The following is a 14872-nucleotide window of genomic DNA, read 5'->3' as shown; positions in this document are numbered from 1 at the left end:
AAGAACCGCGTGACGGGATACGGGTCCCGATAGTGTTTAATATGGCCGATTCGTACCAGCGAACGTAATGTCGGAAGTCTGCTCGACGTGCGGGCTGCCCGAGGAACTCTGCGTCTGCGAGGACGTGGCCAAGGGACAACAGCAACTCAACATCCGCATTGACGAGCGCAGATACGGTAAAGAGGTAACGATCGTCGAAGGATTCGATCCGAAGGACGTCGACCTGGACAGTCTCTCGTCGGATCTCAAGTCCAAGTTCGCCTGTGGCGGGACCGTCGAGGACGACCAGATCGAACTGCAGGGCAACCACACCGGCCGCATCGAAGAGTTCCTTCGGGACCGCGGCTTCAACGTCGCCTAATGCCCGCGATGATCTGAGACGACTTCCGAACCCCGCGGCCGTCTCCCGTATCGCTTCTTCACCGATTCCGTTTTTCACCCCCGTGAGCGGCCGCTCTCGAGCCGATCCGTCCGTCGATCGAAACGCGGACCCGAGAGATTAGAAGGGGGACTCGGCGTTCGTCGACTCCGCTTCGTCGTCCCCGCCGCCGACGAGGCCGAACTGGAGACCGTACTTGTCGAGGCCGCCCTCCATGCTCTCGACGCGGGCGTCGGCGGTGCCCTCGTAGGAGCCGATGAGCTGGGCCGCCTGCTGGCTGGCCTTGCCGTGGGGGCAGACCGTCACGATGTGGTCCTCGCCCTCGAGTTCCTCGACGCGGCTCGTCAGTTCGTGAAACGGGATGTTCTCGCTGTCGGGAATGCGGCTGTGCTCGAAGCTCTGCTCGTCGCGAATGTCGACGACGCGGACGTCCGCGCCGTCTTCGAGCAGGTCCTTGACCTCTTCGGGGGAGATTTCGCCGTCCATTACGCTCGGGTTAGAACGCGGGCAGAATAAGCCCACGGTTCGGTTCTCACTCGCGGACGGCGGTCCGACCCGACTCGACCCGACCCGTCGTGCCCGCGACGACGCGGTCGCGGCGAGGCGACGCGCCCGAGCCCGTTCGGGTTCGACGGGAGATCCCGACCGCGTTCGACGGACGTCAGAGCAGCCCGTCTTCCTTCGCCAGCAACAGCGCCGAGAGCGTCGAGTCGTTGGCCGGCGGCTCGCGGGCGCGCTCGAGGGCCTCCTCGACGGGCACCGTCGTCACCTCGAGGAATTCGTTGCTATCGAGTTCGCGCTCGCCGGGCTCGAGTCCCTCGGCGAAGACGACGCCCCGATCGTGGCGGAGGACGCCGGTCGCGACCGCGTACTCCTGGAGCAACGCGGTGCTCGAGGGTTTGAAGCCGGTCTCCTCCTCGAGTTCGCGCGCGGCAGCGTGCGTGTAGGATTCGCCGTCCTCGACGATTCCCGCGGGGAGCTCGAGGTGGGTTTCGCGGATCGCCGGCCGGTACTGTTCGACGAACAGGAGGTGATCGTCGCCGCTCGCGTCCGCCGTTTCGCCGTCGATGGACGCCACGGCGGTGCCGTCGACCCGGGCGACTACGATGACCGCGTCCGGCAGGTCCGCCCAGTAGTAACGCTTCTCGGTGCCGTCGGGCTGCTCGAGCAGGTCGTAACCGCCGTCGTACCAGGGCGTCTCGTACTCGGTGACCTCCTCGCGGAGCGTCCACTCGTCGGGCGCGTCGAACTCGTCGGGTGCAGTCATCGACGGATGCTGTCGGCCTCGAGCGGGTAATAGGTGCCGTTCGGCGATCGGATCGCGTTCGGTCCGGCGACTCGAGCGGGAGGGCGGCCGTCCGGTCGGCGTTCGATTACTCGGGTTCGGCAACCAGTTCCCGGTAGAGCCGTCCGAACGCCTGCCGACGGAGCGTCGCGACCGCCGCCTCTTCCTCGTTCTGGAAGGTCGCGGCGACGGCCTCGCCCTCGGGACCGGCGTGCCAGACGACGCGCTCGACGTTCTCGCTCCCGACGACCGCGACCTCGCCGTCGTACGCCGCCCGCCAGTCATCGAACTCCTCGCGGGTACCGACGCGGACCGCGAGCAGGTTCGCGAACAGCGCGTCGCGGGCGGTCTCGACGACGTCGCCGGTGACGCGGTCGTCGTACTCCTCCCGGTCGAACTCCATGGCCTTGGCGACCTCGCGAACGACGGTCTGGGCCGCGGGCCCGACCTCCTCGTAGCGATCGCGGGCCTCCGCGGCCGACGTCGGCGCGAACGTCCCGACAGTGTGCATGCCTCGAGGTGCTCGCGGGAGGCAGTTACCAGTTTCGCGTTCCGGCGGCGGACGCCCGTCGATCGCGGCCTCCCCGGCCGCACCTATTCGTCGTCCGTCGCTTCGCCGGCGTCCGTCCCGTCGTTCGAGGGCGTCTCGTCGTCGCTCGTCGATTCCCGCATCTGCTGCGTCAGTTCCCGGGCTTCTCGGAGCGCGCTCTCGGCCTCGCTGCTCATCCCACCGCGTCCGGGCGGCCCGCCGCGACCCGGTTGGCGGCTCTGGCGAGCCAGCCCCTCCTCGAGACCGCCCGGCCGACCGTGGTCGTGGCCGTGGCTCGCCGACTCGAACTCGGGCGTCTCGATCTCGGGCGCGTACTGACTGACGACCTCGCCCAGCTCCTCGGGGCTGCGGTCGCCCCAGTCGGGGGCGTGCTCCTCGAGCCACTCGCGGTGCTCCTCGCGGCCCAGCGAGGCCGTGATCGCGAGGTGGTTCGCGAGGTGCTCCGCGTCGGCCTGTTCGGCGTCGCAGACGGGGCAGGCGTATCCCATGCTCGCGGGTAGGAACGCCGACGGTAAAACGGCCACGTCCGCGGTCGCGGGGCCCCTCGAACGATCCTGTTCGTTCGCGTTCGAGGGCGCGCTCACCTACTCGAGCTTGCGGAGCATGATGATCGCGTCCTCGTCGTTCCCGTAGTAGCCCGGGACGCGCCGGAGCGGCTCGAAGCCGAACTGGCGGTAGAGCCGCTTCGCGCCGTCGTTGGAGCGGCGAACCTCGAGTTTCACCGAATCGGCACCGCGGGCGGTCATCACGGCCATTCCCCGGGTGAGCAAGGCGGTGCCGATCCCCGCGTCGCGGTGGTCCGGGTGGACGGCGATGTCCTTGATGTGACCGAGTTGCCGACCGAACTGCTGGCTCACGTCGGCGACGAGATAGCCGGCGATCGCGCCCTCCTCGACGGCGACGAGAAATCCGTCGTTGCCGAGAAACCGTTCGAAGGCGTCGTAGGGCCACGGCTGGGAAAACGACTCGTTCTCGATACGGACGATCGCGAGCAGATCCGCCCGCTCCGCTGGACGGATCGAGAGCCCGTCGTCACCGTCGGACGCTCCGGAGACCGGCGTTGTCACAGTCGGTGCTAGACGTCCAGCGGTAAAAGAAGTAGTCCCTCGAACGTTCGATGGTTCGAGTCGATAGCTAGCTACTCGTCGGCGCCCTCGTCGTCCGCCTCGGCGCGCTCGTCCTCGTCTTCGTCTTCGTCCTCGATATGGGTCGTCGGCTCCTGGTCTTCGGTCCCGCCGTACTGGGTCTGTTCCTCGTCAGCGTCGTCGGCGTTCTCGTCCCCCATCGGAGTCACTCCGCCGGAATGGCGTCGATCTCGAACGCCTCGGTGAGTTCCGTCAGTTCGTCCAGGGCGTCCTGTTCCTCCCGGAGGTTCTCCTCGAGCAGGTCGGCGGCCTCGTCCATCCCGAGCTGGTCGGCCAGGGGAATCAGGTTGCCGTAGGCGGCGATCTCGTAGTGCTCGGTCTTCTCGGCGGCCGCCATGTTGTGGTAGTCCATGACCTCCTGGGACGGATCCATCGAGGTGAACTCCTCGTACTCCTCGAGCAGCCCCTCGATACCCTCGCACTCCTCCTTCTCGGGGGGCTCGCCGAACATGTCGAAGACCTCCTCGAGCCGATCGATCTGGCCCTGGGTCTCCTCGCGGTGCTCCGAGAACGCCTGCGCGATCTCCTCGCGCTCGGTGTTGTTCTCCAAGTCCTCGAGGGCGTCGAGTAGCTGGTGCTCTGCGTGATAGATGTCTTCGAGGCCGTGTTCGAACAGGTCCTGGATAGTTTCCATGCTCATGATCCAGCCGGCGATTCACCAGCGGAGCGAAAAAACCGCCAGCCTGCGACGGCAGGCGCCCGCGAGCGGCCGGTTTCCCGTCGCGCGCAATCTCGTCTCCTCACTCGTCGGACTGGGCGTCGTCGACGCGGTCGGCGTGTTTCTCGAGGTCGGCCGCCAGCGCCCGGGCCTGATCGGGCGTCAGCTCGAGGTCCTCCATGTGTTTGGGCAGGTGCTCCTCGGAGAGGTTGTCTAACTCGAGTCGCAGGTGGACGGCGTCGGGCTGCTCGTCGTCGGCAGTCGCGTTCACGACGGCGACCGATTCCCACTCGAACGTCGCTCCCTTCGCGACGGCCTCGACGTAGTCCAGCGTCGTGTACGCGTTGACCGTCATCAGTCGATCGGACATACGACACCGCTCACGCCGAACCCACTTAGGCGCCGCGAGAGCGCGCCCGCGAAGGGAGCGTAACGAGGAGAAGAACTCGACGCGGTGATGACTGGCGGCCAGCACGCGTCGACGCCTTTCTCGGACGTTGAACGCGGACTCGAGACTCACGGACCGCTTCCGGCCGACCTCGAGCCACGCGGTGGACCACTGCACCGTACCCGCACCGAGTAGCAGCGGTATCAGTTCACACCGAACGATATCGCCGACGATCCGGTGCCCCATTTACCGGATGTTTTTGCCTGCGGTATGCGACTCGTCGGCCGGTCTCAGGTGACCGCGCCGGAGTGCCTCGCTCGACCCACTCTGGGACGTCGCCACTCATCGTCGTTATCCGACGACCGCCATCGCCCGCGGATTCTCAGTACAGCGTGGACGACTGCGGTCGATCACCTCCCGTCGACCGAGACAAAATCGATTCCAGACGAGTACTCGCTGTGCCGCCCGTACCGGCGTCCAACTGCCTCGAAAGCCGTTTCCAGCCCGCCGTCGATCGGGGCACTGGCGGCCCGATCCCGATCGGTATGTCGAACCGAACGCTCAGCCGCTCTGATCGGTCGCCATCTCGATCGTTCGCTATCACGACATCGATTCGTGACGCGTCGTTCGGGCGGAATCACCCGGTGACACGGCGATCCGAAGTGATACCGTGTCGGAGATAGCGGCATGACTGACCTGTAAGACCGAGCACGGGTATCGCTTGCAGCCGAGGTGGTACTTATGCCCTTTCCGTTCGAAAGGTCATCCATGACTGACGCGGCCGAATGTAAACCAGAGGCGATTGAGCCCGAGCAGGACGACGAAGAGCGCGACGATGCCCACCTCGACGACATCGAGGAAGGGGCCGGCTGCACGGAAATCTGGGAACATCTCGCCGAAAAGCGCGACGAGTGAGAGATTTGCCACGGCAGCGGCTTTTTAGCGTTCAAGTTCCTATCGAGAGGCATGACCGACAATCGGCCCGGTGACAGTTCACATCGCCGTCGTGCGGATGGTCGTTCGATCCCGACGGACCGTGAATCACCCGTCGGCGCACCAGTTATCCGGGGCGACGAATCGGTCGCCGGAACGCGCGCCCGCGAGGCCGTCCAGTTCGATCCCGACGATCCCGATAGCCTCGCCGACGCCGCCGAAACCGTTCGCGAGTTCGCCAGCGGTTCGACCAACGACGACCACCTCTACATGCTGCGCGGCGCCGCCGCCTGCGCCGCGCTCGTCCGCGGCGAAGGCTCCTACAAAGCCGCAGCCGAACGCGCCGGCGGCGACGCGACGGTCTCGTTTATCCGCAAATGGGCTCGCGTCCACGACCTCCCGCGGTCGGTCCGCAAACAGGTCGCGCTCGGCCGCATCGCTCCCACCGCCGCCAAACACATCGCCCGCGTCGGCGGCGAAGCGCGACTCCTTCTGGCCTGGGCGACCCTCGACGGGAATCTCACCGTCCGCGAGGTCCGAAACGTCGCCAGTACCATCAACGACGGCACCCCGATCGAACAGGCGCTGGCCGATCACGACGTCACACTGGGCCGACTCGAACTCACGCTCTCGCCGTCGACGTATCGCAATCTCCGCCGGCGCGCCTCCGTCGACGGCGTCGCTCCCGGCGACATCGTTACCGACGCACTCGAGCAGTACTTCGATTGAGCTCGGATCGCTCGAGCGCGTCCAGTGCCTCGAACTGACCGTCACGCGGGCAGAGAAAGAAACGTTTAACCATCACTCCCCGAAAGTAGGACCCACAGGGCCGGTAGCTCAGTCTGGCAGAGCGTCTGGCTTTTAACCAGACGGTCGCGTGTTCAAATCGCGCCCGGCCCGCTTTTGCCACGAGCAAATTCGCGAGTGGCAAAACGATCACGAGCGATTTGAACGCAGGGAGGTCGCGCGCAACGAAGAGAGTACGTCCGACCGTGTGTTCAAATCGCGCCCGGCCCGCTTCTGCTTCGAACGATTACGTGGAGAGCGACGCGACTACTTTCTGAAGAGTACATACAGTAATCGCTGGTATCGGGTTTCGTGGGTTCAAATACGGGCAGAGTTGGCTCTCGCTGGTACTACAACTGAGGGTGGGGCAACTGAACGCTACGGCTGCAGGATATTTGGACGGGTGGTGTTCTAATAATGGAGAAGACTCGGGAGTAACCGTGCTATTTGTCCGTGGATTCCACGTTCCTGCTCAGAGCTCCCGCTCGTCGAGTCGATCACGACAGAAAGCCAAGGGCCGGATTTGAACCGGCGATGGGCGGCTCTGCAGGCCGCTGCGTTCGGCCGGACTCTGCCACCTTGGCGCGTTTGTCTCTTATCACTGCGGTCGTTTAAGCATAGCGGTACGGCACAGTCGTTACTGTGCGACAGTACCTGCTATAAATACGAAACGCCCCACACAGCGGTGGCTGTGTGAGGCGTGATAATGGGAGTATGAGTGGATGGCGGCGAATCGGGTCTCCCAGAGGCTCGCGCACTCCAGTACTCGCCGAAACGCAGGTGGGCTTAACGTCCGTGTTCGGGATGGGTACGGGTGGCACCCCACCGCTGTGGCCGCCTCAACGCCGATCGACGGAATCGAACCGTCGCAATACCAGTATCGGTGGCAAAACCGTGTAATACGTGTAGTCCAGTTAGCGCCTGGACCCGTTTCCGGGTCAGTGTTGATCCAGATGCGATATGAGTGTGTGGCTTGGCCGGTTAGTGCTCGCGGACTCAACACCTCGTTGCCTTGGTGCGTACATCCCGAGTCTATCGAACTCGTCTTCTACGAGTGGCCTCAGTGGTATCTCTTTTCCAAGTGGGTTTCGAGCTTAGATGCGTTCAGCTCTTACCCCGTGGTGCGTCGCTGCCCGGCACGTGCCCTCTCGGACAGCCGGTACACGAGTGGCACCCATTCGTAGTTCCTCTCGTACTATACGAACGTTCTTGTCAGATACCGTAACACCCCCAATAGATAGCAGCCGACCTGTCTCACGACGGTCTAAACCCAGCTCACGACCTCCTTTAATAGGCGAACAACCTCACCCTTGCCTGCTTCTGCACAGGCAGGATGGAGGGAACCGACATCGAGGTAGCAAGCCACCCGGTCGATATGTGCTCTTGCGGGTGACGACTCTGTTATCCCTAAGGTAGCTTTTCTGTCAGCAATGGGCCGCATCAAGCAGCCGCATTGGTTCGCTAGACCACGCTTTCGCGTCAGCGTCCGTCGTTGTGCCGGACACTGTCAGACTTCCTTATGCTCTTGCGCTCTTTCCCGCGTCTCCGACGCGGGTGAGGAAATCTTGGGGCGCGCTCGATATCTTTTCAAGCGCGTACCGCCCCAGTCAAACTGCCCGGCTACCAGTGTCCTCCGCCAGGAGTGAGAGTCGCAGTCACCATCGGGTAGTATTTCAATGCTGGCTCGGTGGCCCGCTAGCGCGGGTACCTGTGTAACGCCTCCTACCTATGCTGCACAATGGCGACCACGTCTCAGTGACAGCCTGCAGTAAAGCTCTATAGGGTCTTCGCTTCCCCTTGGGGGTCTCCAGACTCCGCACTGGAACGTACAGTTCACCGGGCCCAACGTTGGGACAGTGGCGCTCTCATTGATCCATTCATGCAAGCCGCTACTGAAGCGGCAAGGTACTACGCTACCTTAAGAGGGTCATAGTTACCCCCGCCGTTAACAGGTCCTTCGTCCCCTTGTACGGGGTGTTCAGATACCTGCACTGGGCAGGATTCAGTGACCGTACGAGTCCTTACGGATTTGCGGTCACCTATGTTGTTACTAGACAGTTGGAGCGCCCGAGTCACTGCGACCTGCCTCGTTGCGAGGCAGGCATCCCTTATTGCGAACGTACGGGACTAACTTGCCGAATTCCCTAACGTCGGTTGCTCCCGACAGACCTTGGCTTTCGCCGCCACGAATACCTGTGTCGGATCTCGGTACGGACAGTGTGCTCGCCTTTTCACGGGCTCTAGGTTGACCTCTCTTGCGCTATCCAGCCATTCGCTCGCTTCGTGCCATTACGGCTTCCACGAGTTTCGACTGTTCGCCCGGGCGAAAGCCCGGGAGAGGCGGCCCCAAAGCGTCGGCTTTGAGTGCACACTGGCATAGGAATATTAACCTATTTCCCTGTTGTCTGCTTCGACTTACGGGCAGACTTAGGACCGGCTAACCCTCAGCTGATCAGCATTGCTGAGGAACCCTTATTCGTTCGGCCGTCGGGGTTCTAACCCGACTAACGCTGCTACTATGACCAGGATTTTCGTTACTGAACGGTCCACACGATCTCTCGACCGTGCTTCCACCCGAACAGAACGCCAACCTACGAGATCACCTTGTGACAGGTGCTGCTAGGTCTCGGTGGTAGACTTGAGCCCCGATCATTTTGGGCGCCGCAAACCTCGGCCGGTAAGCTGTTACGCTTTTCTTAGAGGGTAGCTGCTTCTAAGCTCACCTCCCGGCTGTCTAGGGCTTGCGACCACCTTCGATCGCACTTAGTCTACACTTGGGGACCTTAACCCAGCTCTGGGTTGTCTCCCTCACGGTACACAGGCTTACCCCGTGCACCGGACTCCCTGCGTCGAGCGGCGTTTGTAGGTTCGGAGTTGGACAGGGGGGCGCACTCCTCTCGGAGTGCGGTCCCCCAATCCGTCGCTCTACCCCACAAACTACCTCGGCAGAGGTCATGCTTCGACATGTTTCGGTTGGAACCAGCTGTTTCCGGATTCGATGGGCCTTTCACCCCTAGACATAGGTCACGCGAGGGTATTGTAGGACACCAACGCTATCGGGCCTCCACGTGGCTTTCGCCACGCTTCACCCTGCCCATGCCTAGATCATCCGGTTTCGGGTCGTGCCCGTTTGACTCCCCGCGCTTGAACACGGCGGCCCTCGTCGTAAGACTGCGGCCATGTCGGTTTCCCTACGCCTTCCTCGATGATCGAGTTAGACTCGTCAAACAGGCACACTCCCTGGTTCGTTTTTCAAAACGTACGACTGGACACCGGCTTCCCGAACGGCTTACTACAGGTTTGCACCTGATTCATTGGGTTCGGGACCTTTTGTGCCCAGTCGCTCCATCGCCAACTGATTTCACGCCCTATTGCACCTCCCTTCGTGGGGTGCTTTTCAGCGTTCGCTCACGCTACTTGTTCGCTATCGGTCTTGAGGAGTGTTTAGTCTTCGCGGTCGATGCCCGCGATCTTCACGAGGGATATCCAACCCCCGATACTCTGGAGCTGACTCGTCTCTTACTAATCGACAGTACGGGACTGTCACCCTGTTTCGTGCTCCATTCCAGGAGACTTCGTGTCGCGGTTCGGAGAGTGATCGTCAGTCCGAACACCACATTGCCCGTGAAGGCTTCGGTTTGGACTGTGTCGCGTTCTTTCGCCAATACTAACGACATCGCGTTTGCTTTCTTTTCCTGTCGATACTAAGATGTTTCAATTCTCGACGTTCCCCATTGCGCGAAGCAATTGCGGTGGGGATTCCCATTCGGAGATCCTGAGTTCTTCGCCTCCGTGCGGCTCCCTCAGGCTTATCGCAGCTTGGCACGTCCTTCTTCAGCTCTCAAGCCGAGCGATCCACCAGCTGGCACAGTAGCCACGTTCATCGGATCGACGTTACACGGAAGTGTAACGGATAGTGACCCGGGAACGGGTCCAGTGGACGCCTGGACTACACGTACACACGGTCTCATCTGCACACCGTAGACGCGGCATGCATTAACCCTTCCCAGCCACGTTTACACGGGCTGGTGCATCGGTTCGTTCGGATTAGATCGAAAGTCCGTCTCCCACTTAAGGGACACGATTCGATCCGCTCCGAGTATGGACCCACAGGGATTCGAACCCTGGGCATCCTCCTTGCAAAGGAGGCACTCTACCACTGAGCTATGGGCCCACGTCCGCCCCGGAGGGCGGACAGAGCGCGAAAGTGTTAGCCTTGGTAGTTCAAAGGTGCCCGATCGGCCCAACGTGGGTCGACCGAACGTGAACTGCGTGGCGCAGAGCGCCACGACTTGTGGGCCGGGGCAGCGCCCCGGTCCCGGTCTGTGGAGGTGATCCAGCCGCAGATTCCCCTACGGCTACCTTGTTACGACTTAAGCCCCCTTGCGGAGCCCAGATTCGACCAGCGTTGCGCTGGCCTCATCCGGACCCCACTCGGGTGCTTTGACGGGCGGTGTGTGCAAGGAGCAGGGACGTATTCACCGCGCCCTTCTGAGGCGCGATTACTACCGAATCCAGCTTCATGAGGGCGAGTTTCAGCCCTCAATCCGAACTACGACCAAGTTTCGGAGATTAGCGCCCCCTTTCGGGGTTGCATCCCACTGTCTTGGCCATTGTAGCCCGCGTGTCGCCCAGCACATTCGGGGCATACTGACCTACCGTTGCCCGTTCCTTCCTCCAGTTTGGCACTGGCAGTCCTCCTAATGTACCCAACCACCACGAGGGTGTTGCTGGCAATTAGGAGTGCGGGTCTCGCTCGTTGCCTGACTTAACAGGACGCCTCACGGTACGAGCTGACGGCGGCCATGCACCTCCTCTCAACGGCTCCAGTAAGCTCATCACACTGACCTTCACAGCACGTTGTCGATGCTGGTGAGATGTCCGGCGTTGAGTCCAATTAAACCGCAGGCTCCTCCGGTTGTAGTGCTCCCCCGCCAATTCCTTTAAGTTTCATCCTTGCGGACGTACTTCCCAGGCGGTCTGCTTCACGGCTTCCCTACGGCACAGCACAGGCTCGTAGCCTGTGCCACACCTAGCAGACATCGTTTACAGCTCGGACTACCCGGGTATCTAATCCGGTTCGTGACCCGAGCTTTCGTCCCTCACCGTCGGATCCGTCTTTCCAGAGCGCTTTCGCCACCGGTGGTCCGTCCAGGATTACGGGATTTCACTCCTACCCCGGACGTACCCTCTGGATCTTCCGGTCCCAAGCCATGCAGTTTCCACCGGACGCCCGCGCGTTAAGCGCGCGGATTTCCCGATGGACTTGCACGGCCAGCTACGGACGCTTTAGGCCCAATAATAGCGGTCATCACTCGTGCTGCCGGTATTACCGCGGCGGCTGGCACCGGTCTTGCCCAGCACTTATTCTGCGACCACCTTACGGTCGCGAAAAGCGAGGACGATATGCCCTCGCACTTGGAGTCCCCTTATCGCACTCGCGTGCAGTGTAAAGGTTTCGCGCCTGCTGCGCCCCGTAGGGCCCGGTATCTTGTCTCAGATACCGTCTCCGGGCTCTTGCTCTCACAACCCGTACCGATTATCGGCACGGTGGGCCGTTACCCCACCGTCTACCTAATCGGCCGCAGCCACATCCTATGGCGCCGTAACGTTTCGGATTCCCCGCAATTCCAGCGTGGGAATCGTATTCCGAATTAGCCTCAGTTTCCCGAGGTTATTCGGATCCATAGGGTAGTTTGGCCACGTGTTACTGAGCTATCTGCTACGAGTCTAAACTCGTGCAACTAGCATGGCTAAATCGGACTCCAATAGCAATGACCTCCGGCAGGATCAACCGGAATGCTATATGATCTCCCCAGTTGGGGAGGGTTTGTTGGCGGTGAATGTTAAGATACACACTCACACATGGGTCCACGTTCGGTGACCACGGATCGTCGACCGATCGGGCGTCACCGAACTACCAAGGCTAACATCAGATCCCATCTGTACGGCGGACCGCAGGGGTGGAATCCTCATCTCCTTCGGACCTACTCGTAAGCCACGAAGGGTACTTAACCCCTTCGGACTGTGAGTGATCCGAGATGACGGAACGAGTTGAACGTCCCGTCGATCACATGTTCTTTGCAATCCATCCGAATCCCCGTATACACTTAAGGGCGTCGGATCGCTTCCCGCCGGAATCCGCATCCAGTGAGACGGTTGCGATCCAATCTGAGTGCCCGATCACGTATAAGGGCATCGGATCGCCGTGGCCGGCGTAGCCGGCCACGAGCACATCACAGTTGGAGTGCCCTGATACGGATAAGACCATCGGATCAGACCGACAGTCGGGTACGGGAATGGATGCAGTGCCTACCTCCGCGCCGGAACGCGGCCGGAGGGAACGCGGCGATGTGCGCCACGTCGTTCGCATTAGTGTGGAAGACCGGGTTCATATATAAGGCCGTCGAACGAGAGACGCCGCGGAACCCGCTACCGTGGCACGGTTTTCCACCGGCCAATCACTACAGTTACAGATATAAATCAAGTCCTCGAGCCCGAGCCCTCTCATCAAATCGATCGCGCCAGAATATCACGCGGGCGGAGGTCGGTCGGTCATCCCGTCCTCGCAGACGCGGTCGGACCGAATGAGACCCGCGTGCTCGTACTCGAGCGTGCACGCGCAAGAAGGTGTCGCGATGGGTGTCGGCTCGAGCCGCGAGGACCGGCGAACGGGCGAACCGGTTCGGGAGACCGCGTGTTGGGCGCTGCGAGCGGGAACGCGCATCGATGCCGATAAACCACGTGCGTCGTAACGGGTATACGAATGGTCCGGGACCCGCTCGCTTCGGAGTCGACGCCGTCTGCAGAGGAGATCTGCTCCGCGCTAGACGATCCCGACTGCCGTGAGATCATCCGGAATCTCGAGGAACCGATGACGGCCTCTGAACTCACGAACCGGTGTGAGATCCCCCAGTCGACGCTGTACCGGAAGCTGGAGGTGTTGACCGACTCGACGCTGCTCGAGGAGTCGACCGAGATCCGCCAGGACGGTCACCACGCGAGCAAGTACGCGATCGCGTTCGACGAGATCACGCTCACGCTGGACGAGGATCGGTCGCTGGCGGTTCAGATCGAGCGCCCGGCCCGGACGGCAGACGAGCGCCTCGCGGAACTGTGGTCGGAGGTACGAAAGGAGACATGAGCCCGTACACCGGCGTCACCGAAATCGCGCTCGCCCTCGCGGTCGTCAAGACGCTCGTGCTGGTGGTCGGCGGGATCATCACGTACGTCGCGTTCAAGGCCTATCGGCGGACGCGGCAGCGCCCGCTCGGGTTCCTCGCTGCCGGGTTCGGCCTCGTGACGCTCGGACTCGTCCTCGCGGGAATGCTCTACGAACTGCTCAGCGTTCGGCTCGCGACGGGAATCCTGCTCGAGAGTCTACTCGTGCTCGCCGGATTCCTCGTGATCGCGTATTCGCTGTACGCGAAGTGACGGCCGCCATCCGCGGGTGCGGAACTAGCCCTCGAATCCGGCGTCGTCCATTACGTCGGCGAACTCCTCGGAGTCCATCGCTTCCTCGTAGACGATCGCGGTCGCCATCCCGCCGGGGTAGCGACCGTCGGTCGTGACGTGGTCGACCTTGTGGCAGTGGACCGGGTAGAGCCCGGGGTCGGCGTCGGCCTCGAACTCGAGGGTGAGTCGCTCGGCGGGCGCGATCGGAACGACGTCCTGCTCGTAGCGGGCCGCCTCGGGGATCGGGCTGCCCTCTTCCTCGACGACCGTAAAGCGGTGGCCGTGCGTGTGGAACGCGTGGGTCTCGTACCCCGCGTTGACGACGTGGACGCGGACCGTGTCGCCCGCAGACATGATGAGCGGCGAGCCGAGTTCGGGGTGGAACGTCGTCGGTGCGCTTCGCCCGTTGACCGTGTAGAAGTTCGGTCGGCGGTCACCGGCGTCGTACTCGGCGTCGCCGCCGGCCGTCTGTTCGTGGAGTCGACCGTCCCACTCCCGGAGCGTCAGGAAGTACTCGCGGTCGGGCGCCTCGTATCCCTCGGGATCGACGCGGATGATGCCGTACATCCCCATGTCGAGGTGGTTGTGCGTCTGGTAGTGGCAGTGATAGAAGTGCGTCCCGGGGACGTCGCCCTCGAGAACGTACGTTTTGCTCTCGCCGGGGTAGACTTTCGTCCGCGTGGAGACGGGCGCACCGTCGTCTTTCCAGGATTTGCCGACCGCGTGGACGTGGACGGTGTGTGGCCGACCGTGATCGTTTTCGAACGTGAGTTCGAACGTCTCGCCTTCCCGCATGCGGTAGATCGGTCCCGGCACGCTGGGTGCGAGGTCGTCGGCCTGCCAGGCCCACACCTCCGGGAGTTCGACTGGTCCGCCCTTGGCCTCGTCGCTCACGAGCTGGTGGCGGGCAGACACGGTCCGCAGCGTCGACTTGTGGTCCTGTTCGGCGAGATCGACGATCTGTGGCGGCTCGGTGTACTCGTAGTCGGTCAGCGGTGCCCCGTCTTCGTCGGTATCGGACTCGTTGTCCGGTTCGGTCGCCTCGGTGGTATCGCTCGAGAGGCCGGAGAGACAGCCCGCCAGGGCGCCGAGAGCGCCCGTACCAGCCATCGAGAGAACGGTTCGGCGTCGGAGAGCGGAGTTCGCGGTGGGGGATGTGTTCATATTCAAAGAGAGGTCCCCCCTAATGAAGGGTGTAGAGGTAATTCCCACCCCGAGAGAGATATTCCCGCTCGAGGGGAATCAGCGACAATCGAGGGCACGTTCTCCGCCTGAAAAACGGCGTCTATGGGC

14 protein-coding genes, 3 tRNA genes and 3 rRNA genes are annotated in these 14872 nt (G+C 62.4%); 6 read left to right on the top strand and 14 right to left on the bottom strand.

Features of this window, described 5'->3' with window-relative positions:
- Positions 1-67: 67 nt before the first annotated feature.
- Positions 68-361 (top strand): stress response translation initiation inhibitor YciH, encoded by a 294-nt coding sequence (gene yciH, locus WD430_RS08535; protein WP_006180453.1) that lies wholly within the window; start codon positions 68-70, stop codon positions 359-361.
- A gap of 138 nt (positions 362-499) precedes the next feature.
- On the opposite strand, the gene WD430_RS08530 is transcribed toward yciH, so the two are convergent.
- From WD430_RS08530 to WD430_RS08495, 8 genes are all read right to left on the bottom strand, one after another.
- Positions 500-865 carry a rhodanese-like domain-containing protein gene (locus tag WD430_RS08530; protein WP_339105592.1) on the bottom strand — a complete coding sequence of 122 codons (366 nt, stop codon included), beginning with the start codon at positions 863-865 and terminating at the stop codon, positions 500-502.
- A 175-nt stretch (positions 866-1040) separates the two neighbouring features.
- On the bottom strand, positions 1041-1646 hold the full coding sequence (locus WD430_RS08525) for an NUDIX hydrolase (protein WP_339105591.1): 606 nt from the start codon (positions 1644-1646) through the stop codon (positions 1041-1043).
- Between the two features lie 106 nt (positions 1647-1752).
- Complete coding sequence (locus WD430_RS08520) at positions 1753-2175, bottom strand: DUF5809 family protein (RefSeq protein WP_339105590.1); 423 nt, start codon at positions 2173-2175, stop codon at positions 1753-1755.
- Between the two features lie 83 nt (positions 2176-2258).
- On the bottom strand, positions 2259-2702 hold the full coding sequence (locus tag WD430_RS08515; protein ID WP_339105589.1) for a DUF5810 domain-containing protein: 444 nt from the start codon (positions 2700-2702) through the stop codon (positions 2259-2261).
- A gap of 96 nt (positions 2703-2798) precedes the next feature.
- Positions 2799-3281: a ribosomal protein S18-alanine N-acetyltransferase gene (rimI, locus tag WD430_RS08510; RefSeq protein ID WP_339105588.1), complete on the bottom strand. Its 483-nt coding sequence runs from the start codon at positions 3279-3281 to the stop codon at positions 2799-2801.
- Positions 3282-3352: 71 nt separating this feature from the next.
- Complete coding sequence (locus WD430_RS08505) at positions 3353-3499, bottom strand: hypothetical protein (RefSeq protein WP_339105587.1); 147 nt, start codon at positions 3497-3499, stop codon at positions 3353-3355.
- A gap of 5 nt (positions 3500-3504) precedes the next feature.
- Complete coding sequence (locus WD430_RS08500) at positions 3505-3999, bottom strand: ferritin-like domain-containing protein (RefSeq protein ID WP_339105586.1); 495 nt, start codon at positions 3997-3999, stop codon at positions 3505-3507.
- Positions 4000-4099: 100 nt separating this feature from the next.
- Positions 4100-4387, bottom strand: a complete 288-nt coding sequence (locus WD430_RS08495; RefSeq protein WP_339105585.1) for a DUF6360 family protein — start codon at positions 4385-4387, stop codon at positions 4100-4102.
- Positions 4388-5173: 786 nt separating this feature from the next.
- Here WD430_RS08495 and WD430_RS08490 point away from each other — a divergent pair.
- The 3 genes from WD430_RS08490 to WD430_RS08480 all read left to right on the top strand — a co-directional run bounded on the left by WD430_RS08490 (position 5174) and on the right by WD430_RS08480 (position 6238).
- On the top strand, positions 5174-5320 hold the full coding sequence (locus WD430_RS08490) for a hypothetical protein (protein ID WP_339105584.1): 147 nt from the start codon (positions 5174-5176) through the stop codon (positions 5318-5320).
- A gap of 51 nt (positions 5321-5371) precedes the next feature.
- The gene (locus WD430_RS08485; protein ID WP_339105583.1) at positions 5372-6067 is read left to right on the top strand and encodes a hypothetical protein; all 696 of its coding nucleotides are present in this window, start codon (positions 5372-5374) and stop codon (positions 6065-6067) included.
- 97 nt (positions 6068-6164) lie between these two features.
- Positions 6165-6238 (top strand) — tRNA-Lys (locus WD430_RS08480).
- Positions 6239-6632: 394 nt separating this feature from the next.
- Here WD430_RS08480 and WD430_RS08475 read toward each other — a convergent pair.
- From WD430_RS08475 to WD430_RS08455, 5 genes are all read right to left on the bottom strand, one after another.
- Positions 6633-6708 (bottom strand) — tRNA-Cys (locus WD430_RS08475).
- A 136-nt stretch (positions 6709-6844) separates the two neighbouring features.
- Positions 6845-6966, bottom strand: a 5S ribosomal RNA gene (rrf, locus tag WD430_RS08470).
- Positions 6967-7087: 121 nt separating this feature from the next.
- Positions 7088-10007, bottom strand: a 23S ribosomal RNA gene (locus WD430_RS08465).
- Positions 10008-10226: 219 nt separating this feature from the next.
- Positions 10227-10298 (bottom strand) — tRNA-Ala (locus WD430_RS08460).
- A gap of 152 nt (positions 10299-10450) precedes the next feature.
- Positions 10451-11925: ribosomal RNA gene (locus WD430_RS08455) — 16S ribosomal RNA — on the bottom strand.
- Together the 16S, 23S and 5S rRNA genes with 2 tRNA genes alongside form the textbook arrangement of a ribosomal RNA operon.
- A 965-nt stretch (positions 11926-12890) precedes the next feature.
- Here WD430_RS08455 and WD430_RS08450 point away from each other — a divergent pair.
- Positions 12891-13268, top strand: coding sequence for a helix-turn-helix domain-containing protein (locus WD430_RS08450; protein WP_339105582.1), 378 nt, complete (start codon positions 12891-12893; stop codon positions 13266-13268).
- Positions 13265-13558, top strand: coding sequence for a hypothetical protein (locus tag WD430_RS08445; protein ID WP_339105581.1), 294 nt, complete (start codon positions 13265-13267; stop codon positions 13556-13558). The genes WD430_RS08450 and WD430_RS08445 overlap by 4 nt, the downstream gene beginning before the upstream one ends.
- A gap of 24 nt (positions 13559-13582) precedes the next feature.
- On the opposite strand, the gene WD430_RS08440 is transcribed toward WD430_RS08445, so the two are convergent.
- The gene (locus WD430_RS08440; protein WP_339105580.1) at positions 13583-14689 is read right to left on the bottom strand and encodes a multicopper oxidase domain-containing protein; all 1107 of its coding nucleotides are present in this window, start codon (positions 14687-14689) and stop codon (positions 13583-13585) included.
- Between the last annotated feature and the right edge of the window lie 183 nt (positions 14690-14872).

Source organism: Haloterrigena sp. KLK7 (assembly GCF_037914945.1).
GTDB classification, from domain to species: Archaea; Halobacteriota; Halobacteria; order Halobacteriales; family Natrialbaceae; genus Haloterrigena; species Haloterrigena salinisoli.
This window is presented reverse-complemented; position numbering and strand designations above follow the sequence as displayed.

Excerpts from the sequence above, each read along its gene's own strand:
- WD430_RS08525 (WP_339105591.1), bottom strand. The coding sequence starts at position 1,646 with ATGACTGCACCCGACGAGTTCGACGCGCCCGACGAGTGGACGCTCCGC.
- WD430_RS08485 (WP_339105583.1), top strand. The coding sequence starts at position 5,372 with ATGACCGACAATCGGCCCGGTGACAGTTCACATCGCCGTCGTGCGGAT.
- WD430_RS08515 (WP_339105589.1), bottom strand. The coding sequence starts at position 2,702 with ATGGGATACGCCTGCCCCGTCTGCGACGCCGAACAGGCCGACGCGGAG.
- WD430_RS08505 (WP_339105587.1), bottom strand. The coding sequence starts at position 3,499 with ATGGGGGACGAGAACGCCGACGACGCTGACGAGGAACAGACCCAGTAC.
- WD430_RS08440 (WP_339105580.1), bottom strand. The coding sequence starts at position 14,689 with ATGGCTGGTACGGGCGCTCTCGGCGCCCTGGCGGGCTGTCTCTCCGGC.
- WD430_RS08445 (WP_339105581.1), top strand. The coding sequence starts at position 13,265 with ATGAGCCCGTACACCGGCGTCACCGAAATCGCGCTCGCCCTCGCGGTC.
- WD430_RS08490 (WP_339105584.1), top strand. The coding sequence starts at position 5,174 with ATGACTGACGCGGCCGAATGTAAACCAGAGGCGATTGAGCCCGAGCAG.
- WD430_RS08530 (WP_339105592.1), bottom strand. The coding sequence starts at position 865 with ATGGACGGCGAAATCTCCCCCGAAGAGGTCAAGGACCTGCTCGAAGAC.
- WD430_RS08500 (WP_339105586.1), bottom strand. The coding sequence starts at position 3,999 with ATGAGCATGGAAACTATCCAGGACCTGTTCGAACACGGCCTCGAAGAC.
- yciH (WP_006180453.1), top strand. The coding sequence starts at position 68 with ATGTCGGAAGTCTGCTCGACGTGCGGGCTGCCCGAGGAACTCTGCGTC.
- WD430_RS08495 (WP_339105585.1), bottom strand. The coding sequence starts at position 4,387 with ATGTCCGATCGACTGATGACGGTCAACGCGTACACGACGCTGGACTAC.
- WD430_RS08450 (WP_339105582.1), top strand. The coding sequence starts at position 12,891 with ATGGTCCGGGACCCGCTCGCTTCGGAGTCGACGCCGTCTGCAGAGGAG.
- WD430_RS08520 (WP_339105590.1), bottom strand. The coding sequence starts at position 2,175 with ATGCACACTGTCGGGACGTTCGCGCCGACGTCGGCCGCGGAGGCCCGC.